Genomic DNA, 26,701 nt, shown 5'->3' with positions numbered 1-26,701 from the left:
GGAAGAGAGTGTCCGGCATCGGGGAAGAATTATCGCAATACGACCCTGTCCCCTAATCGTTTTGCCATAATGTTTTGTACTGTTCTCAGTTCATTATAGCGTTGCATTAACGAATCGCACTTCTCATTATCATGTGCAAGGGCGGGGTCTTGTAAAGCATAGAGCATATGCTTTAACTCTTCCGTTACAATTGCGTATTTGAAGTTAATCATCAGCATCGGAACCAGTTCGTAAAGCCGTTCTTCATCTGTCACAATCTTCTGTGACTTGGAATGATATTTGCTAAGCTGATAACGTACATTAATCAAGTCTACGCTCAGTTTGCTGATAACCGGATCGGGATGCGCCAGAAAATAGCGTTCTGCAATGAAATTGGGGTCATGCATATGTGCGGCAGCTTCCGACAACATTTGGCGGTGCAACGGGTTATGGAAAGCCAGATCATCTTCCTTCAAGTCGTTGATAATATATTCTATGACGGTCACAGGGATTTCATTACCCTCTTCGTCAGTCAAGTTGCACATGACTTTCTCACCATGACGGACTACAGCCTGCAATATCAGTCGTTCGAATTTATAGAACTCTTGTCCCTCTTTTCCTTCTTGTGGAATAAATGAAGCATAGTTATCTTCTTGTGGCGGAAAAGGCGTTTCTGCATATCCGGCATCAGCAACCTCCACTGGCAATGGAACATCACCATCAGGCATGGGGGCATTTCCATTTGCTTCGCCTTGCTGACCTTGCTGGACCATTGAAGCCGTTCTTTGGGCAATCCGGCGGTCGCGTTCACTCTGTTCAGCCCGTTTCTTCGCTTGCGTTTCCCGTCTTTTGGCAACTTCCGATACCAGCAATTTATCTTCTACATGCAATAATTGGGCACATTCTTTGATATAGACATCCCGTACAATCGCTTCTGGTATGACGGAGATGCTTTGTACCAAGTTGCCGATCAACTCTGCCCGTTTGATAGGATCTTTTCCGGCATCTTCCAGCAGCAAGTTGGTCTTGAAGCGGATAAAGTCCGTCTCATGCTCCGATATGAAGGCTTGGAATTCCGTAGAGTTATGTTTGCGGGCAAAAGAGTCCGGGTCGTCGCCATCGGGCAGCAGACAAACTTTGATATTCATGCCTTCTTCAAGCAGCATATCAATGCCTCGGATAGAAGCCTTTATACCAGCAGCGTCGCCGTCATAGAGCACAGTCATATTATTGGTAAACCGATGAATCATACGGATTTGTCCCGGTGTAAGAGCCGTTCCCGAAGAAGCTACCACGTTTTCTATACCGGATTGATGCATGGAAATAACATCCGTATAGCCCTCGACTAAAAAACAACGGTCTTGTTTCACAATTGCCTGTTTGGCGAAGTATATACCGTATAATTCGTTACTCTTATGGTAAATCTCCGATTCTGGAGAGTTGACATATTTGACTTTTACACCTTTGGTGGCACTGGCAAGTACACGTCCACCAAAAGCCACGACTTTGCCGGAAAGAGTATGCACAGGGAAAATGACACGTCCCCAAAAACGATCCTGCAAACGGTGGTCGTCTGTCTCATAGCAAAGTCCGGTTTTGACTAAATACTCTTTCTTGTATCCTTTCTGTAACGCTTCTTTGGAGAAAGCATCATGGTTGTCGGTACAGTATCCTAATTGGAATTTCTCGATAATATCATCCCGGAAACCACGGTTGCGGAAGTAAGCCATACCGATGCTGCGGCCGTCTATATGATTTTTCAGTATGTTCTGAAAGTAGTCGCGTGCGAAGTTATTGACAATAAACATACTTTCACGTTCGCTCTGCACAAACTTCTCTTCATCGCTCAGCTCCCGTTCCTTGATTTCAATATTGTATTTCTTGGCAAGGTATTTCAGTGCTTCGGGATAAGACATCTGCTCGTGTTCCATGATAAAGTGCACTGCGTTTCCACCCTTGCCGCAGGCGAAGCATTTGCAAAGCCCTTTGGCAGGCGAAACGTAAAAAGAAGGTGTCTTGTCACTATGGAATGGACACAAGCCGACGTAGTTGACACCGCGTTTGCGCAGAGTGACAAAGTCCGAGACGACATCCATTATCTGTGCCGCGTCCAATATCCGGTCGATGGTAACTTGATCTATCATTCTTCTTTTCTCCTGTGAATCCGTTTTTGCGGATGCAAAGGTACATATAAAAAAAATCCCCTGCAAAGAACTTTTTTGCAGGGGATGGTTAAATCTTACCTATATCGGTTGCGGATTATCTAATCTTCTCCCGAATCTTCGTCAGATACTTTTTCATCCCTTCCGCGTCCTTATTCTCGATGATTTCGAGAAGGTTTTTCAGCTCGGTACGGATATTGGTCACTTGTCCCGGAGTACGTGGATTGAACAGGATTTCCTGAAGCAGGTAGTCGTCTTCACTCAGCAGACCTTTGGCGATAGCCATATGTTTCTTGAACGTAGTTCCCGGAGCTTCCTGATGTTTCATTACGGCAGCAAATACGAAAGTCGAGACGAACGGAATGGAAAGCGAGTAGGCTACTGTCTCGTCATGCTCGTCGAATGTATATTCGAAAATATTCAGTCGCAACGTCTGATAGAGGTCTTTGAAGAATATCTTTCCCAAATGGTCGCCTTCACTGATGATGATCGCATTCTCGCTGCTCAAGTTGCTGAGACTGGCGAAAGTAGGACCAAACATCGGGTGACTGGAAACATAACGGAAACCGCTTTCTTCATAAAACTTCTTCAGTCCTGTTTTTACAGAGGCAATGTCACTGATGATACAGTCTTTGGGCAGTACGGGCAATACGTTGCGGAAAGCATCCAACGTGTACTTTACTGTAACGGCATTGATAACCAGTTCCGGTTCGAATTCCTTAATCTCCTCTAATGTAGTGAAACGATACGTGTTGTAGACAAAACGCAATTGGTGCGGGTTGACGTCATATACGGCCGTCTCGTGTTGAAAGCTCAAAATATCAGTAAAGAAGGAGCCCATTTTTCCGGCTCCGAGGATTAATATTCTCATATTCCTATTTGTTTAGTAGCAAGTAGTCAACTATCTGACTACTTATTGATAATTTCCATCTGCTGACGAACAGATTCTTCGTGGATAGCTTCGAAGATTTTCTTCATAAATTCTGCATCCATACCACATTGCTCTCCCTGCATTCCGCGTTTCTCGAGAATTTCATTGTAACGTCCGGCTTGTAGTACAGTGATGTTGTGCTCTTTCTTGAATGTACCGATTTCGCGGGCGACACGCATTCTCTTGGCTAGTTCTTGGATGATGTTGTCGTCACATTCGTCAATCTGTTTACGCAACAGGCTCAAGTTTTCTGTAGATTGAGTTTCGGTACGGATAACCAGTAGATTGAGGATGTAGTCGAGCACATCCGGCGTCACCTGTTGCGAGGCATCGCTCCACGCACAATCAGGATTGCAGTGGCTTTCTACAATCAGACCGTCGAAATTCAAGTCCATCGCTTGTTGGCAAAGAGGAGCTATCAGTTCACGTTTGCCGCCGATGTGGCTCGGGTCACAGAAAATCGGGAGATTAGGAATGCGACGGCGCAGTTCGATAGGAATGTGCCATTGAGGAAGATTACGGTAAATCTTCTTATCGTAGCTACTGAAACCGCGATGGATAGCACCCAAACGTTTCAGACCTGCGTTGTTGATACGTTCCAAAGCTCCAATCCATAGTTCAAGATCCGGATTAACGGGATTCTTGACTAATACAGGGATGTCAACACCTTTTAGTGCGTCAGCTATTTCCTGTACGGCGAAAGGGTTGGCGGTGGTGCGTGCGCCTACCCAAAGAATATCGATACCAGCCTTCAAGGCTTCGTAGACGTGTTTGGCTGTTGCTACTTCGGTAGAAACATACATTCCCGTTTCTTTCTTCACCTCTTTCAGCCAAGCAAGACCCTCTACGCCGACTCCTTCGAAACCACCCGGTTTGGTGCGCGGTTTCCAGATTCCTGCGCGGAATATCTTTTGTCCTTTAGCTGCCAATTGCTTGGCTGTATCCATCACTTGTTCTTCAGTCTCTGCACTACATGGGCCGGCAATGACAATCGGTCTTTTAGTTTCAATGCCCGGTAATAAAATTGATTCGAGTTCCATATTCTTATTCGTTTTTACTTTTATACTAGATGATTATTGGTTGTGGGAAGCGGCTAGATCCTTTTGATTCTTTCCAGTGCTTCCGCTAATTTTGCATCCTTGCAACAGAGGGAGATACGGATATATCTTGCTCCGTTACTGCCGAAAATAAATCCCGGAGTGATGAACACTCTTGCTTCGTGCAGCACTTTTTCCGTCAGTTCCTCTACATCCTTGCAAGATGCGGGAATTTTCCCCCAAAGGAACATTCCCACTTGCTTTTCATCGTAGGTGCATCCCAATGTTTTCATAATCTCACCAGCGAGGTGACGACGGTTGCGGTAGTTTTCGTTATTGCCTTCATACCAGTCTGCTTCTGCTTCCAGAGCTGTTGCAGCTGCCAGTTGCATGGCACGGAACATTCCGCTGTCTATGTTGCTTTTTACCTTCAGTATCCATTGTACGAATTCAGCGTTCGAAGCTAACATTCCGATACGCCAGCCTGGCATATTGTGGCTCTTGCTCATAGAATTGAACTCGATGCAGCATTCTTTGGCTCCCGGCACACTCAGAATACTGATAGGCTTTTCGTTCAGGATAAAGCTGTACGGATTATCATTCACAATCACAATATTCTTCCGGCGGGCAAAGTCGACGAGACGTTCATATAGTTCGGGAGTTGCGTTTGCGCCTGTCGGCATATTCGGATAGTTCGTCCACATCAGCTTCACGCGGCTTAAATCCATATTCTCCAGTGCTTCAAAGTCGGGCATCCAGCCGTCATCCTCTTTCAAATCATAATTGACGACTTCCGCACCGAGTATCTTGCTCAAAGAAGTATAAGTAGGATAGCCCGGATTCGGAACCAATACCTGTTCGCCCGGATTGACAAAAGCCAGTGTGACATGAAGAATCCCCTCTTTCGAGCCAATCAACGGTTGTATCTCCGTATTTGGGTTCAGTTCCACACCGTACCAGCGTTGATACCAGGCAGCGAAACCTTTGCGGAGTTCGGGGATACCCACATACGGCTGATAACCGTGTCCGTTCGGATCGTGGGCATTGTTGCATAATGTTTCGATGGTCTTTTCCGAAGGCGGCATATCGGGACTGCCGATACCCAGGCTGATAACGTCTTTTCCTTCCGCATTCATCTGTGCTACCTCTTTCAGCTTCTTTGAGAAGTAGTATTCGCTTACACTTGCCAGCCGTTCGGCAGGAGCGATTTTATACGTTTGATTTTCCTTCTGCATATTCGCCTAATAATTTAAGTTCTTTGGTTAATGGAGTGATTGCCGCAATGGATTGCTTATATCTCAGATAGTCGTTGAAGGTCACGTCGACATAAAACTGATATTCCCATTCACGTCCGATAATAGGCAACGACTGTATCTTGGTGAGGTTGATGTTGTAGAAAGAGAGGATGGAGAGCACTTGTGACAGGCTGCCTTCCGTGTGCGGCAGTGTGAACACCATGTTTGCCTTGTTGGCAGTGGAGGCGTGGTGCTGCCGCAGTTCGTCCGCCTGCCAAGGGTCGGCAACAACGAGGAAACGGGTGAAGTTGTGCTTGTTTGTCTCGATGCCCTCCTGCAACACTTTCATTCCGTAGCGTTCGGCGGCCGCTTTGGAGCAGATGGCGGCGTGTCCTTTCAGATTTCCGTTCTTGATGGTCTCTGCGCTGCGTGCCGTGTCTTCGCCTTCCACCACTTTCAGTTGCGGGTGCTGGTTCAGGAAATCGCGGCACTGCATCAGGGCGATGGGGTGGGAGTTGACTTCCGTCAGGTCTTCCCAACTTTCGTCGGGCAGGCAGACGAAGCTGTGCGAGATGCGCAGTTTGTATTCGCCGATAATCTGCGTGCCGCTCTGCCTCAGCAACTCGTTGTTGTGCAGCAAGCTGCCCGCAATCGTATTCTCGATGGCGAGCATCCCGATGACCTGGCTGTCTCTGCGTATGGAGGCAAACACGTCTTCGAAGGTGGCGCAACAGATTAGCTCTATCTCTTCTCCTTCGAAATATTTGTGTGCGGCGATGTCGTGATAAGAGCCGAGTGTTCCTTGAATAGCTATCTTTTTCATTGTCTTGACGATGTATTATAAAAAAATCCCGCGTCCGTATCGGAGCGGGATTCATATGATTGATTTCTTTATTCTGTCCTTAAGCATCACTGTCACTTGATACATACAAACTCCCGCTCTACTTTGCTGCTAAAGTAAAAGTAAAAAAAGAAGTAATATGCATAAGTAAATGATTTCATACGAACTTTGTTTTTTGCTTTGGTTTTTAATTCTTGGGACAAAAGTAATACTTTTCTGTTAAACGCAAACAAAAAGCGATACTTTTTTTGTTTTCTTGCCTAAAATATATAAAAAGGACATTTAGAAGATACCCGGCAGTGCTTCCGGCTTTGTTCCAAGGTTCTTGAATTCTCCGTTCAGCCTGGCCTCTTCTTTCGGATTCAGTTCCAAAGATTTCTTCATGTCTTCCACGGAGCCGTCTTTATCTCCATTCAGCAGTTTGGCACGCCCGCGCTCCTTGTAGGCTTCCGCGAAATTAGGATTCAGTTCGATAGCTTCATCAAACAGTTCGATGGCTTCCGTCAGTTTCTTTTGGTTGATATAAAGTTGCCCCAGATAAAGATATGCCTGTTCGTTGAAAGGGTTTATTTCCGTAACAAGTTGGTAGTCCGCTTCCGCTTCTTCAGCCTGTTCGTTCGCTTCTTTCACTTTTCCACGCAGTAGTATGGCAGTTTCTTCTTCCGGATTTTGGGCAAGTACGGTGTCTATGTCTTCCATCATTTCGTTGTACTGTCTTAGCTTTAGGAGAGCTTCTGCACGCAGCAGGCGGGCTTCAACGAAATCATCCTTCAATGTGATGGCTTTCGTGAGATGGGCGATGGTCATCAGGTCGTCATTCTGTCCCTGACGGGCTTTTCCCAACAGATAATGCGCTACGGCATTTCCCTCTTCGATGGCAATCGCCTTATTGGCAGCCTCTTCCATCGCTTGATAATCTTCCTGAATGAAACATACATTGGCTAATGTCAGGAAAGTGTTGGTGATGTGCGGCTCCATTGCAGCCATTTTCTCCAACAGTTCGCGTGCTTTTGCCGTGTCTCCTATTTGGATGTAGAGTTGGCTGAGATATCCCATTGTTTCAAACTCTTCTTCGATGGCAAGAGCTTCAGTGAAACATTTTACGGCATAATCCGGACGTCCCATGCGTTGTGCACGCAGACCGTCATATTTGAAAATCTCGAATCTTTTCCGGTCGTTTTTTTGCTTTTCGCTTTCCGGAGTTTCAGACTTTCCGGAGAAGAAAGATTTAAAAAAGTTCGGCATGATATGTTTTTTTTTGAGTTTATCTGCAAAGGTAATAACTTATCTTGAAATACGTATTATTCCGTCCTGCATCTTCAATGCGCCTTCTTCCAATAAATGACGGATGACTTCCGCTATTTCCTCTTTTTCCACCGCTATCTGATAGGCTATTTCTACTGGGGATAGCGGATTCTGAGTAAGCAGCTCTATGATTTGACGTTTCAGTTTCTCGAAAGAATCTTCGGATAGAGAGTCTGTCGCGTGACGGCTGAGGCAGACATCACACTGTCCGCAGTTATGTTCGTTCTTCTCTCCGAAATAGCGGAGCAACATCCGGCTGCGGCATACATTGTCTGAAGTGACATACTCTTCCATCGCCTTAATGCGCGCTTCATAGCGGACTTTGCGCTCTTCATAGACCGAAGGCGGGATACGTACGAAACGGAGTTCCTGCCGTTCGCGCGTATATATAATATAAGGTGTCTTTTTGTGAGGAATATAATCCACGATACGGCGTTTGGTCAGTGTCACCAGTATGTTGTAGATTTGCTCGCGTGTCAACCCGGTACGTATGGACAGGGATGCTTCGCTGATATAAGCATAATCCGTGAACACTCCTGTGTACGAACGGAGGATGGTTTGTATCAGTGCTTCCGTTTCCGGTCCCATTTCGCGCAACTTGTACAATTCATCCCGGCGGAGCGTGAACAGGATACGCGAAGCATTGTCCTGCTCGTCCGTATATTCCAGATAACCGGCTTGGGTCAGTATTTTCAGTGCACTGTCCACCGGAACCGGAAAATATTTGAATTTCCGGCAGAACTCTTCGATATTGAATTCGCGGACACACTGGAATCCGTCTCCCATCGCCATCTGATAGTAATACTGCAAATGTTCGTAGACATTGAGTATGTATTCCTTGTCGGGAAAAGTATCCGCTATCCGCTTATGTAGTGTTGTTCTATCTGATTTGGAATATAAGATGACAGCGTAAGCCTTTTCTCCGTCTCTTCCCGCACGTCCGGCTTCCTGAAAATAGGCTTCGGGCGAATCGGGAAGATCGAGATGCAGTACAATACGGACATCAGGTTTGTCAATTCCCATCCCGAAGGCATTCGTCGCTACCATTACACGTACTTCGCCGTTTTGCCAACGCTTTTGCCGCAGGTCTTTTACGGCATTGTCAAGTCCCGCATGATAGAAATCGGCGGTAATCTCTTCGTTTACAAGCAGCTCGGTGATTTCTTTAGTCCGTCGCCTGTTGCGTACATAAATAATGGCACTGCCCGGAATCCTTTGTAAGATATGCAATAATTCTTTGGTCTTGTTATCCGTCTGGCGGACGATGTACGCCAAGTTCTTCCGCTCGAAGCTCATGCGGAAAACATTCCCTTCATGGAAATTCAGGCGGGCTTGAATGTCTTTTACTACTTCCGGGGTGGCGGTCGCGGTAAGTGCCAGTACCGGAACACCCGGCAAAAGTTCCCGTATTTCCGCTATCTTCAAGTAAGCAGGACGGAAATCATATCCCCATTGTGAGATACAGTGGCTTTCGTCTACTGTAATCATGGAGACTTTCATGGAACGGAGTTTGATGCGGAATATTTCCGTATCCAGACGTTCCGGAGAAATATAGAGAAATTTGTAATTGCCGAAGATACAGTTCTCAAGTGCGGTAATAATCTCCTGCCGTGTCATACCGGAATATACGGCAAGAGCCTTGATACCGCGTTTGCGCAGGTTGTGCACTTGGTCTTTCATCAAGGCGATGAGAGGAGTGATGACGATGCAAAGTCCCTCTTGGGCAAGGGCAGGGACCTGGAATGTGATGGACTTGCCGCCACCGGTCGGCATCAGTCCCAGTGTGTCTTTGCCTTCACCGATACTGGTAATGATCTCTTCCTGCAAATCGCGGAAAGAGTCATATCCCCAGTATTGTCTTAATATCTCCTGATACTTATTCAATCGGTCTTATATCTTCGATTTGTAGTTGCACTTCACCACGTTTGTGGGTATTCTCTTCAATGGTGTAGCAGATATCGAACGAACGTTTGGTCTTGATATATCTTACGTGCGAACTTTGCCCGAATGCGATACCATTCATCACATTGTTCGATTTATTGTCAACCAGTTCCAGTTTGATATGTTCCTGGTCGCGTCCCACCACTTTGCTCGTCCCATAATCATAGACATGATGCGTACAGAAGATGGGCTTTATGTTATCGGGGCCGTACGGATTGAACTTTTTCAAGTCATTGAAGAACTTGGGAGAAATATCCCTGAAGTCAATCTCGGCGTCAATATCGATAACAGCACTGGTTTGCTCCGGCAGGATGTGCTGCGAGACGTATTCTTCGAACCGTTTGGTGAAGGCTTCCACGTTTTCCACTTTCATGGACAATCCGGCAGCATAGGTATGTCCGCCAAAATTCTCCAGCAAGTCGCGGCAATGTTCAATCGCCTTGTATACATCAAAACCGGAAACAGAGCGTGCGGAACCGGTTGCCATATCATCCGTCCGGGTCAGTACTACGGCAGGACGATAGTAAACTTCCGTCAGGCGGGAAGCTACGATACCAATCACCCCTTTGTGCCATTCTTCGTTATAAAGCACGATAGAGCGGCGGTCGGCCAGCCCGTCCAGGTTGGCGACGATTTTGTTCGCCTCTTCCGTCATGCTTTTATCGAGGTCTTTCCGTGTCTCGTTATACTGATTGATTTGTCCGGCCTTCTCAAGCGCAGACGAGAAGTCTTTTTCCGTCAACAAGTCCACCGCTTCTTTCCCATTTTGAATACGTCCCGACGCATTGATGCGCGGTCCGATTTTGAAGACAATATCGCTGACGGTGATTTCCTTTTCAGAAAGTCCGCATACGTCGATAATGGCTTTCATGCCGATACTCGGATTACTGTTCAGTTGTTTCAGACCATGGTATGCGAGAATACGGTTTTCACCCATAATCGGAACGATATCCGATGCGATACTCACAGCTACGATGTCGAGCAACGGAATCAGGTGATGGAATTCGATGCCGTTACTAATGGCGAACGCCTGCATAAACTTGAAGCCGACTCCACAACCGGAAAGGTGAGTGTACGGATACGTGTTGTCCAGACGTTTGGCGTTCAGAATAGCTATGGCAGGCGGCAGAATGTCATCCGGCACATGATGGTCACAGATGATAAAGTCAATGCCTTTTTCTTTGGCATACGTAATTTCCTCTACTGCCTTTATTCCGCAGTCGAGTACAATAATCAGTCCCACACCGGTTTCAGCAGCGTAGTCCACTCCTTTTTTAGAAATGCCATACCCTTCGTTGTAGCGGTCGGGTATGTAATAATCAAGGTTTGAATAGAACTGTTGGATAAACTTGTAGACCAGCGCCACGGCTGTGGTACCGTCTACGTCATAATCTCCATAAATTAGAATACGTTCTTTCTTTCCCATCGCCTTGTTCAGACGTTCTACTGCCATATCCATATCCTTCATCAGGAACGGATCGTGCAGGTCGGGCAACTGCGGGCGGAAAAACTTCTTGGCATCCGTTGCCTTCGTTATTCCCCGCTGCACCAAAAGTTGTCCAAGTATCGGGCTAATCCCTAATTCCTGGGCCAATGTCCGGCTTGTCTCTGTCTGTTCGGGTGTAATGGGTCGATAATTCCATTTGTGATTCATTTTATATATTGTTTTTTCTTTTTCTGTTCTCAAGGGTTGCGAAAGGCACTTCTTTCCAACAAGGGGTAAAAGTACGAAAAAAACCGGAAGTGGGAGTGGATATGACGAAAATATTTCAAAACGCTTCCTTAAAGAGTTGATTCTTAATCTCCCGGATATGTTCATTGTCGTTTTTGGGTTTTATCCGTATGATGCTGTTTGCTATGTGATCGGCTTTGTCTTTTTCTCCTGTTTTTTTGTATAATAGATATAGCTGATAGCGGGGGATGATATGATGCGGAAGCATTGCAATGGCATCTGAAAAGGCGTTTTCTGCTTCTTTGTATTTACCAGTTTCTAAATAACAAGTTGCCAAGTCACAGTATTTGTCGGTTGTAGGATAAAGTCCGATAGCCTGTTTTATAATAGGAATAGCCGACTGATATTCTCTTTTCAAGAAAAGAACGCGTGCATATCGGAAGATAAAAGAGGAAGAATATTGGATGGAAGAATAACGGTGTTGAATGTAACTTAGGCTCTTATAGTCGTCTCTGTAGAAAAATCGGGAAAAGGATTTCTCGATTAACTCTCTATTTACCCATTTATTACCTATTATTCCGGTGAGTGATATGATTATAGTGAAAGCAATTATAGTGAAAGGGTATTTTTCTATTTGAATTACGAGGAATGTGTCAGCGGATAGTTTGCCTAATAGCAGTGCAAAGAATAGAAATAACAGGAAGATGTCATTAGGGTATGAAAAACAGGAGAACAGAATATAAGTAATTAAACAAGGAAATGATACCGAGTGTTGTTTGGTGTATTTGATATACAGTAAAATAAGGATGCTTAAAAAGGAAAATAATCCGATTATTCCTTGTTCGACGGTAATATGGAGAAACTCATTGAATGCATATCGGTTGTTATTCAATAGTCTATGATTGTCCGATGAAGGAGATTGTTGGATGTAATGTGTTTGATAATTCATGTATTCACGTTGAAACCCGCCGAAGCCAAATCCCGTGAGAGGATGTTCACCAATCATTGTGCGGCAGACTTTCCAAATTTCTATACGTCCTTTTGCAGATTGTGTTTTGTATAAAGTAAGAGAAAATATACCGGTCAATAATAGTAGAAGTAGTGCAATGCTCCATTGTTTGGCGGGATGTATTTTCCAGTATTGCATACCCATATAGGACAAAGCAAAAATTGTGGCTATCCAGGTTGCCCTTGAGTCGGAGTATATGATGCCTGCGAGAAGAATTAAGACGCTTAGTTCTCGCCATCCTTTTTTCATGTGCGTATAGTTGGCGATAGAGGCAATCAGGCTGATAGCCAGGTAGCCTCCTAATGGTCCCGGATTCTTGAAACTGCCGGTTATGGGAAAGATGCTATGGTTGGAAGGTAGGCAGTCAAAGAATTGCGCCAGCATCAGAAAAACCTGAAAACAACCGGATATGGTTAGTAGATTAGCGATGCGATTCTCTGTCGTTGCTGTTTTTGACAGTAGATAGAATATAAGAAATGTTCCTATTTGCCCTTCCATGTGGTATTTGAAGATGTCGTTCCCATTACTGACGAGTGGAATGAATATCAATATGTCAATCCATGAAAAGTATATCTTCGTTTGCCAGTGTAACAAATGGAAAGCAATAAGTAGCAGCCCGCACAAACAATATAGATAAGGTATGCGGAATGTAGCATCCGGATACCAGATGCTTGTTATTGGTTCTATCAGAAATATGGAGAATAAGAATACATTATTTCCATATTTGGTTGCCGTTTTCATATACAAATATGCGTTCTTGAGTTCCACGGGTGTAATTACATAATAATAAAAGGGCATTTTGTGGTAATTGTTGGTAATGCAGGGAATCGGATGTTGCCTGCATTTCACCTGCTGATATCCAGTCTTTATTACAGTAGAAAAGTTCGTATGTATCTCCCGGACGGATGTAGTTATCGCGGTTACGAGGTGTATATACTATTTTATCAATTTGGGTAGGTATTCCTAAATCCAGTCCTGCCCATCCTCCTTCGGATTCTTTGTAATCAAAGGAAGTCCAACTTTTCCCATCAAAAACATTGGTGTACTCATGGCTTCCGTCTTGCTGGAAACATCCGGGAGTTCCTATCACTTTCCCTTTCAAGGGGATGTCGTCACCGACAGCATAGAATACTACTTCCGCTATGTTGCAATTGGAATTTTTGCCTCCTATGTATCGTACATACCGATAACTTTTGTCCGAATGGATTTTTACGGAAGTATTCAGCCTGTAGGGTTTTTCGCGAATGACAAATAAGGTGTCTTTAGTTTTGAAGTCTGCCCGGTTGCTTCCTTCGAATACGCCTCCCAACATTCGGTTCAGAAACAATTCATCATTCGTGAGCTGGTATTTGCTGTATAAAGTAATTTCTTTCATCTGTTTTCCGCAGGTATAGAAATGCAATTCGTTTGTGTTTTTGTCAATGTAGAATGGATCGGTTAAGTATACCAATTCTTTATTTTCATAGGTAGCGATCCGCATTACACTTCCTTTGCGTAGTTTGTTGAAAATTAGTTGTCCTCGCTTGTAAACAGTACGATCTACCGGAATCCATCTTTTTCGGTAGCTGAGGCATAGATACGCTATTCTTCCTTTTGTGGGAGTGTTGTAAAGTCTGGAAACAGGGATTCTTACTTGTTCCAGATAATGTCTACCGTAAACATGGGTAATGTCTGTAAACTTTGGCAATGACCAAAACGGGTAGATTTCTTCACCGTCATAGCCTGTCTCTTCTGCCAGTGTGCGGTTGAGGCTGAAAGTAGTGCGATATACTTTCGGACTGTCATCATGTTCATACCACCAGTTCTTTTCTGTAGGCCATAGTTCCCTTGGAAAGTCCGTCATGTATTCTTTTCCATACTTGTCCCAACAAACTACCCATAGATGACTGGCATTCACATTGCCGCGTACCGGTATAAAATCGATTGCGCACGGGATGCCCAGTGCGCGGAAAAGATAAACGGCGAAGTCGGTGACTTCTCTGCATGAGCCGGTAAGATATTGTACGTGTTCCGGTCCGACATGTCCGAAAGAGTAGGGGAAGATACCCGTGTAGCGATGATACTTGTGCGGAAGCTTTTGTATCAGGTAGTTAGCTACTGCGACGGGATTTTCTTTATCCGGAGAATTGCTATTCTTTAAAGGAATTAGTAATGAATCAAACTTGTTGTAATATTCTTCACGCCAGTATTTCAGCGGTTCGTCTTCTATCCGGTAAGGCAAGAGGTATTCGCAAAACGTAGCGAAAGAGATATGCTTTCCCCATGGTTGTTCTTGCCAGACTTTGAATGCCCATTCGATGTTGTGACATAGGTAGGCGGAGTCTATTTCATGAATATCTTGTTTCTTTTCCAATTCTCCGATGGGACCGAACAACTGCCGGATGGAATCAGACAGTTGTTGTGGTGTCTTCTTTCTGTAATGTCGTAGCCAGTTGAAGTAAGTTTTGTAGTTATCCAGTTGTTCGCCAACCGGATAACTATAGTATGGCATGTTCTCAATCAGGAAACAAGCGGCTTTATATTTCAGACTATCTGCGGGACTTTGCTGATAATGACGAAGTACTTTTTCTAGTTCCTGCCGATTATCACCAGCTTTTTCCATTGCTATATCCAAAGCTGTCTGTGTGTCTTTATTCTTGCATGAATATAGCCCCAAACATAGACTGCCTGCTACAAACCAACTGAATAGGATATAATACCCCACTTTCCTGATTCTCATAGTGTTATTGTTGCTGTTTTTTCAATTGAAGCGTTCCGTATCCGGATGCTTTGATTTCAGTGAAAACGGGCGGAGTACATAGTTTCCCGCAAGAATCATACTCTTCCAATACGGTTTGCACCTTCATTGTATATAGGGGATATGTCTTAATGGAATCCAACCCCATTCTTTTGTTGAAAACGATATTGGCTTCTTTTTCTGTTGCTACAACGATTGTCATATATGGCATATCTCCACCGTATGGCCATCCGAGGAATACCATAGCTAACGATTTGGGTGATAGCTTTATTGGAATAAAGAACTGGTTGTCAGTGTAATCGCGGAAGTCGATAGCGGAGCCTCCGTCATATACATATGTCCATATCTCGGGCTGTTTTAATATTAATTCTGTTCTTCCGTCCTTATATAAGGATATAACATTGAATCCTCTGGAAAATATGCCATCTCCCCAATCTTTTAAAATACCTGTCTTAAGCGTATATGAAGCTGTACCTACAGTAAAATTATGGGAAAATGTAGTTTTATATTCTACATCTTTAACTGTTTGACTAAGGTCAAAATCGTCAATCATGAAAGACACCTTATTGATACTTCCATCTGAGGATACGTCAAAAATGTCCTCATAGGTCCCATTTTGTGCATTGCAGAATAATGTACACATGGATAAAACTGCTAAAACTAATAATTTATTCATATTTATTTCTTGAGAAAAGGGATTACAGACTGCTTGCTACAAACCAACTGAATAGTATATAATAGCCCACTTTCCTGATTCTCATAGTGCTATTGTTGCTGTTTTTTCAATTGAAGCGTTCCGTATCCGGATGCTTTGATTTCAGTGAAAACGGGCGGAGTACATAGTTTCCCGCAAGAATCATATTCTTCCAATACGGTTTGCACCTTCATGGTGTATAGAGGATATGTCTTGATGGAATCCAACCCCATTCTTTTGTTGAAAACGATATTGGCTTCTTTTTCTGTTGCTACAACAATTGTCATATACGGCATATCTCCTCCGTATGGCCATCCGAGGAATACCATAGCTAAAGAGTTGGGCGATAGCTTTATTGGAATAAAGAACTGGTTGTCGGTGTAATCGCGGAAGTCAATAGCGGAGCCTCCATTGTATACATATGTCCATATATCAGGTTGCATTAGTTCTAATTCAATTCTTCCATTTTTATATAATGATAGTACATTAAAACCTTCATTTTCATTATCATCCCATTCTTGAAAAATACAAGTTTTGAGTGTATATGAAGCGGAACCAACTTTAAAATCATAGGAATAACCTGTTTTTCGTTTTTGATTTCTAAGGTCAGTTTGGGAATCAAAATTATCTATCATTGAATAGATCTTATAAATACTTCCATCTGCCATGACGTCAAATATATCCTCATAGATTGCATTTTGTGCATTGCAGAATAATGTACACATAGATAAAACTGCTAAAATTAATAATTTATTCATGTCTATTTATATTTAAAAAAGATTACTTCACTATGCTTGTTTTTTCCGAAACTTCCGGTAATAGAATGGATTTTATGTCTCATATTAGCTCCTGTATCCATAGTGTTGGGAAGAGTTGTAAAAGAACCATTCCATTTACCTCGTGAACCTTTTCCCGGAACAACTAGACATACATGACCACTACCTTTGGTATTTATCCACCCGGCGACCACAAAGAAACCTTGATTAGCCAGTTCTTGTGCTTCCTCCATACGTATTACCTCCCACTTTTCCGGATGATTTTTCCAATATTTCACCATATCGTTGGCACGCATATTATACAATTCTTTGGATTGGAATAGATTATAAAATGCATTTCTGACTCCTTCATTGCAGTGGGCGGTTTTTCGGTCATTATTATGATCCTTCAAAACCTTATCTACAGCATCCGAAGCAGCTTGCGTAATATCCTTTACCGGTTTTTGATTAGGGCTGGTGATTACGATATCTCCGTCGCCGGATCCGTTTCCTTCAGAAGCATTGTTGTTGCCGGAGTTTCCACCACCCGTTCCGTTTCCTCCGCCGGAAGGACCATTGTAATCATCATCTCCGCTATTTTCATTTCCGTTGCCTGGTCCATAAATGTCCGATAAGCAACTGCATGAACCCCAAGGACCACCACACAGGGGGCATCTCATACCACCTGGAGTAATAATGATACACGTGCACAAATCTGCGGGAAGTCCACAGAAAGAGCAAGTGAAATCATCTTCTTCTATATCTGAGTAGGTACTTAAAGGTTGTATGTTGTTAGATTCGGAAAAAAGAGCAATATAAATACGGCTTGTTCCTGCTGCATTTTCATCTTTTACGGTGTTTGAAAGAGAATCAGCATCAGTATTCGCTTTGCGTTATTACCATTTGCGGATTACGTATGAAATGGAATAAATGCCGTCTTTTATCATACTTGTCTCCATACCTTTCTTTTCGGTCAACGTTTTTGGAACTGCCATCGCTGAACGTGTACTGACGGTAGGATGCGATGATGTCTGGTGCATGTCCGGTAGCGACAGTTCCTTTGTTTTTAAATAATTCATAGCCTCAATAGTCTCGGGAGGCAATTCCTCTTGTTCTACTCCTTCTGTATTATCCGTGTTTTCGCACGAATAAAAACAAAGGCAAGACAAAGGTCGAAATACTTGTGCAAATAAAAAAAGTTTTCTCATTTTTGTTTTTAATACAATGTTTCATTTAAAAGTTTGTTTTGACACACAGAACTCTGTTTAGCTATTATATACGTTGAAGGTGTGAAAAACACGTATTAGTTAGTGTATTTCGGGAAACTATTTTATCTTTGCTCCACCAATAAGAATCTGATAAATGAGAAAGCCGGGTAACGTCACAGACTCCAATATGACATTTGATAATATCTATTCAGAGTATTATCAACGTTGCTTCCTGTTCGCCAAATCCTATCTCCATGATGAAATGCTGTCGAAAGATATAGCTTCCGAGGCAATGATTTCTTTATGGACTACGATGAAGACGGAAGAAGTGGATAATGTCCGTGCTTTCCTGATGACCGTAGTAAAGAACCAGTCGTTGAATCATCTGCGGAACGAACACCTGCGGATGGAAGCTCGTGAGAATATCTTGAATGATGAGCTTTATGAACTTGAATTCCGCATCTCTTCTTTGGACGCCTGCAATCCGACGGATATTTTCTCGGAAGAGATAGACCGGATTGTTAACCGGACGTTGGATATCCTGCCATTGCAAACCCGGAATGTTTTCAGAATGAGCCGTTATGAGAACAAATCCATAAAAGAGATAGCCGACTCATTGAATATCAGCGTCAAAGGTGTCGATTATCATATCAGTAAGGCTCTGAAAGCCTTACGTGTCAGTCTGAAAGATTATCTTTATCTCTTCTTCTTTTAATAAAGTACTGCTTTATCCCTAGTCTATTAATAGATAAGGAATGAAGAAGTACTGTCCTGACCATTAATAACCTGCTGATGGAAGAAAAACTCACTTTTTTCATCTTTTCAACTAGTGAACTTCTTTTCTGGCGTGTCTATTATGTACAAGGCGGATAAATGCTTTGGATAATAGAACGCTATATGGATGTAAGACTACTTAATAAATATATTGCCGGCGACGTACTTCCCGAAGAAAAAAAGGAAGTGATACGTTGGATGAGGGAGAGCGAAGAACATCGTGAACAACTGATGCAGTTGCATCGCATTTATAACGCAACTCTTTGGAATGGAAACGTTGACAGCCGGGATTCGAAGAATACGGAAAAGAAGAGACCTGTAATGCGGTATCTTTGGGCATCGATGAAGATAGCCGCGGTGGTTGCCATGCTCGCTTTTATTATCCATAAGGAATATCAGGACTATCGGTTGGAACATTCTACCGATGTGCAGACGGTAACCGTTCCGGCAGGACAGCGTGCCAGTCTGATATTAGCCGACGGGACAACTGTTTGGCTCAACTCCAACTCCACATTGAAATACCCCGCCAACGGCTTCCACTCTAAAAACAGAAAAGTGACTTTGGAAGGAGAAGGGTACTTTGAAGTGGCTCATGACGAGAAACACCCTTTCATTGTTGAAACGGAGAAATATGACATCCGGGTATTGGGAACCACTTTCAACGTATCCGCCTATCCGAATTCCGATATGTTCGAAACATCTCTGATAGAAGGGAAGGTAACCGTCTACCAACCGGATACACAACATGAAGTGACCTTGAAACCTCATGAAAAGGTGGAAGCTAAAGACGGAAAACTTTATAAGGAGACTTTTTCATCGGACAATGATTTCTTGTGGAGAATGGGTATCTATTCCTTCAAGGATGAGCCGTTGGAAACTGTCTTCAAGAAACTGGAGCAATATTATGAAGTGAAGATTATTAATAAGAACGAGGAAATCGCTTCCCGCCCGTGTACCGGTAAATTCCGTCAGAAAGAAGGAATCGAGCACGTGATGAAGGTATTGCAGAAGTACGTCAAATTCAACTATACGCAGGACGATGAGAAAAACCAGATAATTATCTATTGAATTAACCCTAGTATTTAATCTAAAAAAGAAACACCCGGAATGAGAGCAAGAGAACCAGCCCCATCAAAACAGAAATATCGGTAAATGCTGCAACACTTACCGATATGTGAGAAGTCAATAAAAAAGACTCGATATCTGTTACAAATCTTTATGTATTAACTTAATAACTCTAGGCAAAGATATGAAAAATAATCTTTGGTGTGGATGTATTGTCCATAGAAAAACACACTGTACTCAAATTTTAAGAATTATGAGGTTAACTGTCTTTTTCCTGTTATTCATTATCTTTGAGACGTATGCTTTGAACAGCTATTCTCAGAATCAAAAAGTTACGATGAATAAAGGAACCGCAACATTGGCCGAAATCATCAGGCAGATTGAAAAGCAAACAGACTATTTGTTTATTTACAATGAACGTGAAGTTAGTCTGAAACGTAAAGTTTCCATTTCTACTCAAGACGGGACAGTGGCAAGTCTGCTGCTGGATGCGTTGCACGGTACGGAATTCTCCTACACGATGGAAGGGAAGCACATCATCCTTACGAAAAAACAAGCAGAAGTGCAAAATCCTGTGCAGAACAGAAGAAGAGTGACCGGACAAGTCAAGGAATATTCGGGCGAGGTTATCGTTGGGTGTAATGTGTCGGTCAAAGGCACTACTATCGGTACAATCACCGATATAAATGGCAAGTACAGCCTCGAAGTTCCCGATAATGCCACCTTGGTCTTTTCATTTCTGGGATATAAGAGCATGGAATATCCGGTGAAAGCGCAGCAGACCATCAATGTGACTTTGGACGAAGATTCGAAAGCATTGAATGAAGTGGTCGTAGTGGGATACGGAACACAGCGCAAAGCGTTGGTTACGAATGCTATCAGCTCTTTCAAACCGACAGAATCGAATATGCGTCCGGTGTTGACATCGAGTGAATTATTGCAGGGACGTGTAGCGGGCGTCACGGTATCAACCGGCTCAGGTAACCTGGGAAGTTCCGAACGAATGAGCATTCGTGGTGCCGCCTCTTTGAGCGCCAGCAATGAACCGCTTTATGTGGTAGACGGGATACCCATCCTCAACAGTAACGCTTCCTTATTTAATATGGGAGAAGATTTAAGCTCGATGGCGGTATTGAACCTGACGGATATTGAATCTATCGAAGTACTGAAAGATGCGGCTTCGGCAGCTATCTACGGTTCGCGTGCCACCAATGGGGTCGTAGTGATTACCACAAAATCCGGTAAAGAGGGACGTTCGGATATTCGTTTGAATGTCAGTACGGGAATTTCCAAATTCGCCAATAAAGGACGCATCAAATATGCGGATTCCGACTTATACGTAGAAACCTACAACGATGGAGTCGAACGTTATAATCGTCAGAATGGCTATACCGTAGGTTCTGCGGGCTATGTGGTTCCCATTTCCAACCCCTTCCAGGGATTACCCGATACGGATTGGCTGGATCTGATAACTCAAGTAGGACATTCCTACAATGTGGATTTGTCTTTTTCCGGTGGAAGCAAGAAGACGAAATTCTATGTAGGAGCCAACTACAATTATCAGGAAGGTATAATCAAGACCAATGATATAACCAAAATCAATCTGAAAGCCAAGATTAGCCACGAAATGACTTCCTGGCTGGAAGTCGGTGCTAATGTCAGCGGTAATTATCTGAAAAACAACCGTGTGCCGGGAGCTAATATCGGTTCTACCATCGTAGCCCGTGCCGTAGAGCAACGTCCTTTCGACCGTCCATACAAGCCGAACGGTGACTATTACTTGGGAGGAACCGACGAACTGGCACGTCACAACCCGCTTCAGATTCTGAACGAAGAGGTTTCCTATATTGATACCTATCGTTATTTAGGAACGTTCAATGCCGACTTGAAATACAAGAAGTTCAGTTTGAAAAACTCTGTCAGCACTGACATCGGATATACATATGACTATGTGTATTATAATGAAAACCATCCTTATGGAGCAGGAGGGGGACGAATCGTGGAATATAATCGTTTGGTGAAGAATATATTGATAGAGAATGTCTTTAATTATAATGATAAGTTCGGAGATTTTGAAACAGGCTTGATGCTGGGACATTCTTTCCAGAAGATGTCCACCCGTACTTCTTCCATTGACGGACGCGGTTTCCCTTCTCCCGTATTTGATACGGTAGGCACGGCTTCCGAAATCTATAACGCTTCGGGCGGTATCTCCGAGTTTGCCATGGAGTCTTACTTCGGACGTATCAATCTGTCTTATTTAGACCGTTACATCTTGAATGTGACCATGCGTTCGGACGGTTCTTCCCGTTTTGCTCCTTCCGACCGTTACGGATACTTCCCTTCCGTTTCTCTAGGATGGAATGTTTCAAAAGAATCTTTCTGGAAATTCCCTCAGACAGACTTGAAGTTCCGCCTGAGTTATGGAAAGACCGGAAATCAGGATGGAATCGGCAACTATGCCTGGCAACCGTTGATGTCCGGTGGCATCAACTACGGCAATAATAGCGGTATGGCGGTCACCAGTATGGGAAACAACAAACTGACGTGGGAAACCGCCGACCAGTATGACTTCGGTTTCGACCTCGGCTTCTGGAACGGAAAGCTGAACATGATTGCGGATATATATCTGAAGAATACGAACAACCTTCTTTATTCAATGCCCCTGCACGGTACAAGTGGATTTACCAGTATCACCAGTAATATCGGTTCCATGCGGAATTATGGTGTCGAGTTCTCAATAAACGGGCATATGAATATCGGCAAGGTGAACTGGACTTCTTCTTTCAATATATCCCACAACAAGAATAAGCTTACTAAACTGCTGGGAGATGATTTACTTCCGATAGGCGCCAACCGCGCTTTGAAAGTGGGTAAGGAACTGGGGGCTTTCTACCTGTTCCAAATGGACGGGCTCTATCAATATGACGGCGAAGTGCCGCAACCCTTGTATGACTTGGGCGTCCGTGCCGGTGACGTGAAATACCATGACGTGGATAACAATGGCATTATCAATGATAACGACCGTGTGCTGACAGGTTCTTCCAATCCCGATTTCTTCGGCGGATGGAACAATACTTTCAAGTATAAAGGATTCCAGTTGGATGTATTCTTCACCTATATGTATGGCAACGATGTATATGCCGAATGGGCGGTGACAGCTACCCGTCCGGGTTACCGGATGGCTATCACGGAAGATGTCGCGAAGAATCGCTGGACAGCTCCGGGAAGTTCGGATAAATATCCGCGTGCGGTCAATACATTGTGCGGACACAATAGCAAGAACTCCACCCGTTTTCTGGAAGACGGTTCTTTTATCCGGCTGCGTTCTCTGACATTCAGTTATACATTCCCGCAAGTAATGTTACAGAAGATTCGCCTGAAAGGGCTTCGTATGTACGTTCAGGGAGACAACCTGCTGCTGTTCTCCAAATACTCCGGTTGGGATCCGGAAGTGAGTAAGAATATGGATCCGCAGTTCTTTGGAGTCGACTTGTACGGAGTGCCGCCTTCACGTTCGGTCAATTTCGGAATAAACCTTAGTTTCTAATCATAAACGCTCACAATGATGAAAAAGATTATTTATATATTTCTCGGATGCCTGTTGTGGACTTCGTGCAGCGGTATGCTGGATATTGAATCGCATTCTGCCGTATCGCCGGGAAGCGTGACTCCCAAAGACCTGTCCGCCCTGCGAATGGGGATGTACAATAAAGTGCAGAACTCTCCGGCACGCGAATCATACATCACCTTCGATATATTAGGCGGTGACTTGACCCAAAGTACGGGAAATGCAAGAGACTTGATAAACTCGGTGCTTTCTTCTTTGAATTCAATAGTCGCTACTAGTTGGAACGGCTATTACAATGCTTTATATCAAGTGAATAATGTAATCTCCATCGTAGAAGATCTCCCCGAATCCGACCTGCGGAATCTGATTATCGGAGAAGCACATTATTTCAGGGCATATATTTACCACGCTCTGGTGACCCGTTGGGGTGGTGTGCCTATCCAAAGAGTGAATACAATGGAAAAGCCATTCCGTGATTCGGAAGAAACTGTCTGGACATTTATTGAGGAAGAACTCGAGACAGCCCTTGCTTTTCTGGGGACTTCTTCCAGTTGTTACTATGTATCCCGCGATGCCGCCCTTGCACTGAAAGCCCGTGTGATGCTCGAACGTGGCAAAAAGACGGAAGCGGCTGCACTGGCGGAAGGTTTGATAAAGGATGGAAAATACAAACTGGATAGCTTCGACAAGATATTCCGGGGAAAGACCAACACGGAAGTTATTTTTTCTTTCCAATGTCTGGCTGAAGAATCGAATATCACCATTTCCGCCTTATTCTATACATATGCTCATCCCAATCATGGCAGCTATGTCTATCGTCCCACTAACGACGTGATGAATATGTATGACGACAAGGATAAACGGAAAGAAGTTTCCATTATCAATGTAGGTGCCGAACCTTGTATCAATAAATATCCGAGCGGACAAACCGGTACCGACCCGGTAGTGATGAGTCGTTTGGCTGAAATGTACCTGATAAGTGCGGAAGCGCAAGGACTCTTCAAAGGTCTGGGACGGCTGAACGAATTGCGGAAAGAACGCGGGCTGGACGCCGTAAATCCGAAGGATGAAGACGAATTTATAGAATATATTCTGGACGAACGCCGGAAGGAACTGCTTGCCGAAGGTTTCAGATATTATGACCTCATACGTACGAATAAGGCAAAGACAATGCTTGGACTGAAAGATTATCAGTTGGTATTGCCTATACCGGGCAAGGAAATGATTTCGAATCCGAACCTTGAACCGAATCCCGGATATTGATAATGATTGTATTTATACTTATTAAAGAGACAAAATGATGAAAAAACTGATATATGATTCCGCTCTGCTTCTTTTAGGGTGTCTGCTATGGACGGGATGCAATAATGATGAGGACCTGACCGTCTATTCCACCAAGGGTGCGAAAACGGAGTTGGGACAGAAGATAATTGCCGGAAGTGACGGATACGTCGGACAATATTTCTCGGACACTACTTACGCGTTGGCTCCGGGTGTAAAGGCTTTGGAGATGGAAATCCTTTCTGCCACAGGTATGGCGGTAAAGATGTTTGTCCTGGAAGTTGATTTGAAAGACACGCACCTGACGATGAAGGCTTCGTCTCCCAAAGACGAAGGCAAGCTGAAAACCAAACAACAAATGACGTTGCAGGCATTGGCACACGACAAACAGGGAAGCCGTGTTCTAGCTGCCGTGAATGGTGATTTCTTTGCTACGGACGGAACACCGCAAGGCATTTACTACCGGAACGGAGTATGTCTGAAGAATACGATGACCGATAATGTATGTACTTTCTTTGCCGTCACGAAGGGTAAGAAGGCGGTGATTGGCTCGTATGACGAATATGATACCTATAAGGATGAGATTCAGGAAGCGGTAGGCGGCCGCGTGCGTTTGATGACGAACGGGAATGTGCTTCCTCAGACATCGACAGCACTGGAACCCCGGACGGCTATCGGCGTGACAGACAATAATGTCGTTTATATTTTGGTTGCCGACGGACGTAACTTTTGGTATTCCAATGGCATGAGGTATGCTGAAATGGGAGCTGTCATGAAAGCGTTGGGAGCGAAGGATGCTATCAATCTGGATGGCGGTGGTTCGTCTACGTTCATTATCCGCTCGAAGGCGGGATTTGAAGAGGACCGTTTTGCTATCCGCAATTGGCCTTATGATAATGGCGGTGTCGAAAGAGCGGTTGCCAACGGGCTGTTGGTCGTGACAGATAATTAATTGTTTGAATCTTAATAGTTGAATCATTATGATACGAAATAATAGAATGTATAGTTGCCGGCAAGGTCTATGGGGAATCATCTGTTGTCTGTCCTTGCTGATGGGTATGGCAAGCTGTCAAGACTTTACGGATGATACGGGACGTACAATGCCCGAACCGGATTTGAAGTTTGCGGACGGAACGCTGAATCTTCCGTTGGAAGAAAAGGAATATACGGTGGATATCGAATCCAATCTGCCTTGGCGTGTGAAGACTTCCGCCACTTGGATTGACTTGCTTTCATCGAACGGGATGGGGACGGGAAGTTTCAGAATATCGGTATCCAAAAATGCGAATGTAGCTCCCCGCGAAGCGGAAATTGCAGGCTGGATTATCGAAGGTGCCGAAACAAAGCTGAAAGTGGTACAGGAAGGAGTGGGCATCGCTCTAAAAAAACGTGCGGTGAAAGTAGGTGCGGAAGGCAGTGCGGAAGAGGTGATACCTTTTTCGACAATGGTTACTTATACATACGAACTATCTGAAGGATGCGACTGGATACACGTTACCGACGGGGCAGCAATTACTCCGGGCGTCATCAATGAATCGGAACTGAAATTGGCGATTGACCCTTATACGGATATAGACGAGGGACGTACCGCCTCATTGTACCTGAAAGGTTCGAATGGGATTACCGACGTACTGACGATAACGCAGGATAAGAAACCCTTGGGAGACATCGATTACCTGAGAATGTTCTACGAAAGTGCGAACGGGGATAACTGGACGAAGAAATGGAACTTTGACGCTCCACTGGAAACTAACCCGACAAACTGGTTCGGATTGAAGTTTGAGAATAAGAGGGTGGTTGAGATTGATATTCAGTCCCCGAATAATATCGAAGGAGATATTATCCCCTTATGCAACTTGTCGGAACTGAGAAGCATAAAGTTCAAACATCAGAAGTTAGCAGGTATTCCAGAGGAAATAGGACAACTGTCCCAGTTGACCACTTTATGGATAATAGAATCTGCTGCAAGCGGAAACTTGCCGGAATCTTTGGGAGAATGTGAATTATTGACTAGCTTTAACATCTCAAATCATCCTACTTCCACTCCGGTCGGATTTAACAACACGTTTACCGGCAATCTGGATATGTTGATAAATATCCCCGGTATGGTGACAATAAAGGCATATTGCAATAATTTGAGCGGACCGCTTCCGGTTATCCCGTTAGACGGAAACAATAAACCGACCACTTGGAAGAGCCTGAAAGAGTTTATGATTTATACCAACGGATTCAGTGGAAGTATCCCTTACGGATATGGAACGGTAATTGAGAAGAGTGGTTCGACTGGTATATTCAGAGTGAATGATAATCAGTTGAGTGGACAGATACCTGCGGATATCAAGGCATGGTCGCAATATGCAACCCGGAAAGCTGCTTGGATAATGCAAGGAAATAGTCTTACTGAATAAAATAACTTGATTAATTTATTAAGTAGATGTTCATAATTGGTTTATATCATAAGGTTTTGATACCTTTGCCTCATAAAATTCAAATATGCACTTATG

At 43.9% G+C, this 26,701-nt stretch carries 20 protein-coding genes; 6 read left to right on the top strand and 14 right to left on the bottom strand.

Annotated features, from left to right (window positions below; all coding sequences use genetic code 11):
- Nucleotides 1-29: 29 nt before the first annotated feature.
- From dnaG to NSB03_RS05760, 14 genes are all read right to left on the bottom strand, one after another.
- Nucleotides 30-2,123 (bottom strand): DNA primase, encoded by a 2,094-nt coding sequence (gene dnaG / locus NSB03_RS05825; protein WP_024987419.1) that lies wholly within the window; start codon nt 2,121-2,123, stop codon nt 30-32.
- 115 nt (nt 2,124-2,238) lie between these two features.
- Nucleotides 2,239-3,012 carry a prephenate dehydrogenase gene (locus tag NSB03_RS05820; RefSeq protein WP_024987420.1) on the bottom strand — a complete coding sequence of 258 codons (774 nt, stop codon included), beginning with the start codon at nt 3,010-3,012 and terminating at the stop codon, nt 2,239-2,241.
- A gap of 38 nt (nt 3,013-3,050) precedes the next feature.
- Complete coding sequence (locus NSB03_RS05815) at nt 3,051-4,112, bottom strand: bifunctional 3-deoxy-7-phosphoheptulonate synthase/chorismate mutase type II (RefSeq protein ID WP_121765397.1); 1,062 nt, start codon at nt 4,110-4,112, stop codon at nt 3,051-3,053.
- A gap of 53 nt (nt 4,113-4,165) precedes the next feature.
- Nucleotides 4,166-5,344: a pyridoxal phosphate-dependent aminotransferase gene (locus tag NSB03_RS05810; protein ID WP_121765398.1), complete on the bottom strand. Its 1,179-nt coding sequence runs from the start codon at nt 5,342-5,344 to the stop codon at nt 4,166-4,168.
- Nucleotides 5,319-6,167 carry a prephenate dehydratase gene (locus tag NSB03_RS05805; RefSeq protein ID WP_024987421.1) on the bottom strand — a complete coding sequence of 283 codons (849 nt, stop codon included), beginning with the start codon at nt 6,165-6,167 and terminating at the stop codon, nt 5,319-5,321. Before NSB03_RS05805 ends, NSB03_RS05810 begins: the two co-directional genes overlap by 26 nt.
- Nucleotides 6,168-6,467: 300 nt before the next feature.
- The gene (locus tag NSB03_RS05800) at nt 6,468-7,430 is read right to left on the bottom strand and encodes a tetratricopeptide repeat protein (RefSeq protein WP_024987422.1); all 963 of its coding nucleotides are present in this window, start codon (nt 7,428-7,430) and stop codon (nt 6,468-6,470) included.
- Between the two features lie 39 nt (nt 7,431-7,469).
- Complete coding sequence (locus NSB03_RS05795) at nt 7,470-9,374, bottom strand: RecQ family ATP-dependent DNA helicase (protein ID WP_024987423.1); 1,905 nt, start codon at nt 9,372-9,374, stop codon at nt 7,470-7,472.
- Complete coding sequence (recJ, locus tag NSB03_RS05790; protein ID WP_121765401.1) at nt 9,367-11,085, bottom strand: single-stranded-DNA-specific exonuclease RecJ; 1,719 nt, start codon at nt 11,083-11,085, stop codon at nt 9,367-9,369. Before recJ ends, NSB03_RS05795 begins: the two co-directional genes overlap by 8 nt.
- A gap of 115 nt (nt 11,086-11,200) precedes the next feature.
- Entirely contained in the window at nt 11,201-12,853 is a 1,653-nt protein-coding gene (locus NSB03_RS05785) for an O-antigen ligase family protein (RefSeq protein WP_024987424.1), read from the bottom strand.
- On the bottom strand, nt 12,825-14,831 hold the full coding sequence (locus NSB03_RS05780; RefSeq protein ID WP_024987425.1) for a discoidin/SUN/FTP domain-containing protein: 2,007 nt from the start codon (nt 14,829-14,831) through the stop codon (nt 12,825-12,827). Before NSB03_RS05780 ends, NSB03_RS05785 begins: the two co-directional genes overlap by 29 nt.
- Nucleotides 14,832-14,835: 4 nt before the next feature.
- Complete coding sequence (locus NSB03_RS05775) at nt 14,836-15,525, bottom strand: hypothetical protein (protein WP_024987426.1); 690 nt, start codon at nt 15,523-15,525, stop codon at nt 14,836-14,838.
- Between the two features lie 89 nt (nt 15,526-15,614).
- Nucleotides 15,615-16,301, bottom strand: coding sequence for a hypothetical protein (locus tag NSB03_RS05770; protein ID WP_024987427.1), 687 nt, complete (start codon nt 16,299-16,301; stop codon nt 15,615-15,617).
- A gap of 2 nt (nt 16,302-16,303) precedes the next feature.
- Nucleotides 16,304-16,978: a hypothetical protein gene (locus NSB03_RS05765; protein WP_024987428.1), complete on the bottom strand. Its 675-nt coding sequence runs from the start codon at nt 16,976-16,978 to the stop codon at nt 16,304-16,306.
- Nucleotides 16,979-17,194: 216 nt separating this feature from the next.
- Nucleotides 17,195-17,506 carry a hypothetical protein gene (locus tag NSB03_RS05760; protein WP_024987429.1) on the bottom strand — a complete coding sequence of 104 codons (312 nt, stop codon included), beginning with the start codon at nt 17,504-17,506 and terminating at the stop codon, nt 17,195-17,197.
- 154 nt (nt 17,507-17,660) lie between these two features.
- Here NSB03_RS05760 and NSB03_RS05755 point away from each other — a divergent pair, with 154 nt between their 5' ends.
- From NSB03_RS05755 to NSB03_RS05730, 6 genes are all read left to right on the top strand, one after another.
- A complete protein-coding gene (locus NSB03_RS05755) occupies nt 17,661-18,221 on the top strand; it encodes an RNA polymerase sigma-70 factor (protein ID WP_024987430.1) in 561 nt (186 codons plus the stop codon).
- Between the two features lie 182 nt (nt 18,222-18,403).
- Nucleotides 18,404-19,348, top strand: a complete 945-nt coding sequence (locus NSB03_RS05750; RefSeq protein WP_024987431.1) for a FecR family protein — start codon at nt 18,404-18,406, stop codon at nt 19,346-19,348.
- Nucleotides 19,349-19,682: 334 nt separating this feature from the next.
- Nucleotides 19,683-22,895 (top strand): TonB-dependent receptor, encoded by a 3,213-nt coding sequence (locus NSB03_RS05745; RefSeq protein ID WP_024987432.1) that lies wholly within the window; start codon nt 19,683-19,685, stop codon nt 22,893-22,895.
- 15 nt (nt 22,896-22,910) lie between these two features.
- Nucleotides 22,911-24,179 (top strand): RagB/SusD family nutrient uptake outer membrane protein, encoded by a 1,269-nt coding sequence (locus tag NSB03_RS05740; protein WP_242358046.1) that lies wholly within the window; start codon nt 22,911-22,913, stop codon nt 24,177-24,179.
- Nucleotides 24,180-24,216: 37 nt separating this feature from the next.
- Entirely contained in the window at nt 24,217-25,149 is a 933-nt protein-coding gene (locus NSB03_RS05735; RefSeq protein ID WP_257466276.1) for a phosphodiester glycosidase family protein, read from the top strand.
- 28 nt (nt 25,150-25,177) lie between these two features.
- Nucleotides 25,178-26,605: a BACON domain-containing protein gene (locus tag NSB03_RS05730; RefSeq protein ID WP_024987434.1), complete on the top strand. Its 1,428-nt coding sequence runs from the start codon at nt 25,178-25,180 to the stop codon at nt 26,603-26,605.
- Nucleotides 26,606-26,701: the final 96 nt, after the last annotated feature.

The organism is Bacteroides acidifaciens, from assembly GCF_024623065.1.
Taxonomy (GTDB): Bacteria; Bacteroidota; Bacteroidia; order Bacteroidales; family Bacteroidaceae; genus Bacteroides; species Bacteroides acidifaciens.
The sequence above is the reverse complement of the archived record's forward strand: the minus strand, read 5'-3'. Positions and strand labels throughout refer to the sequence as shown.

Bases quoted from the DNA above. Each gene is read 5' to 3' on its own strand.
- dnaG (WP_024987419.1), bottom strand. From the start codon at position 2,123: ATGATAGATCAAGTTACCATCGACCGGATATTGGACGCGGCACAGATA.
- NSB03_RS05820 (WP_024987420.1), bottom strand. From the start codon at position 3,012: ATGAGAATATTAATCCTCGGAGCCGGAAAAATGGGCTCCTTCTTTACT.
- NSB03_RS05815 (WP_121765397.1), bottom strand. From the start codon at position 4,112: ATGGAACTCGAATCAATTTTATTACCGGGCATTGAAACTAAAAGACCG.
- NSB03_RS05810 (WP_121765398.1), bottom strand. From the start codon at position 5,344: ATGCAGAAGGAAAATCAAACGTATAAAATCGCTCCTGCCGAACGGCTG.
- NSB03_RS05805 (WP_024987421.1), bottom strand. From the start codon at position 6,167: ATGAAAAAGATAGCTATTCAAGGAACACTCGGCTCTTATCACGACATC.
- NSB03_RS05800 (WP_024987422.1), bottom strand. From the start codon at position 7,430: ATGCCGAACTTTTTTAAATCTTTCTTCTCCGGAAAGTCTGAAACTCCG.
- recJ (WP_121765401.1), bottom strand. From the start codon at position 11,085: ATGAATCACAAATGGAATTATCGACCCATTACACCCGAACAGACAGAG.
- NSB03_RS05785 (WP_024987424.1), bottom strand. From the start codon at position 12,853: ATGAAAACGGCAACCAAATATGGAAATAATGTATTCTTATTCTCCATA.
- NSB03_RS05780 (WP_024987425.1), bottom strand. From the start codon at position 14,831: ATGAGAATCAGGAAAGTGGGGTATTATATCCTATTCAGTTGGTTTGTA.
- NSB03_RS05775 (WP_024987426.1), bottom strand. From the start codon at position 15,525: ATGAATAAATTATTAGTTTTAGCAGTTTTATCCATGTGTACATTATTC.
- NSB03_RS05770 (WP_024987427.1), bottom strand. From the start codon at position 16,301: ATGAATAAATTATTAATTTTAGCAGTTTTATCTATGTGTACATTATTC.
- NSB03_RS05765 (WP_024987428.1), bottom strand. From the start codon at position 16,978: ATGAGATGCCCCCTGTGTGGTGGTCCTTGGGGTTCATGCAGTTGCTTA.
- NSB03_RS05760 (WP_024987429.1), bottom strand. From the start codon at position 17,506: ATGAGAAAACTTTTTTTATTTGCACAAGTATTTCGACCTTTGTCTTGC.
- NSB03_RS05755 (WP_024987430.1), top strand. From the start codon at position 17,661: ATGAGAAAGCCGGGTAACGTCACAGACTCCAATATGACATTTGATAAT.
- NSB03_RS05750 (WP_024987431.1), top strand. From the start codon at position 18,404: ATGGATGTAAGACTACTTAATAAATATATTGCCGGCGACGTACTTCCC.
- NSB03_RS05745 (WP_024987432.1), top strand. From the start codon at position 19,683: ATGAATAAAGGAACCGCAACATTGGCCGAAATCATCAGGCAGATTGAA.
- NSB03_RS05740 (WP_242358046.1), top strand. From the start codon at position 22,911: ATGATGAAAAAGATTATTTATATATTTCTCGGATGCCTGTTGTGGACT.
- NSB03_RS05735 (WP_257466276.1), top strand. From the start codon at position 24,217: ATGAAAAAACTGATATATGATTCCGCTCTGCTTCTTTTAGGGTGTCTG.
- NSB03_RS05730 (WP_024987434.1), top strand. From the start codon at position 25,178: ATGATACGAAATAATAGAATGTATAGTTGCCGGCAAGGTCTATGGGGA.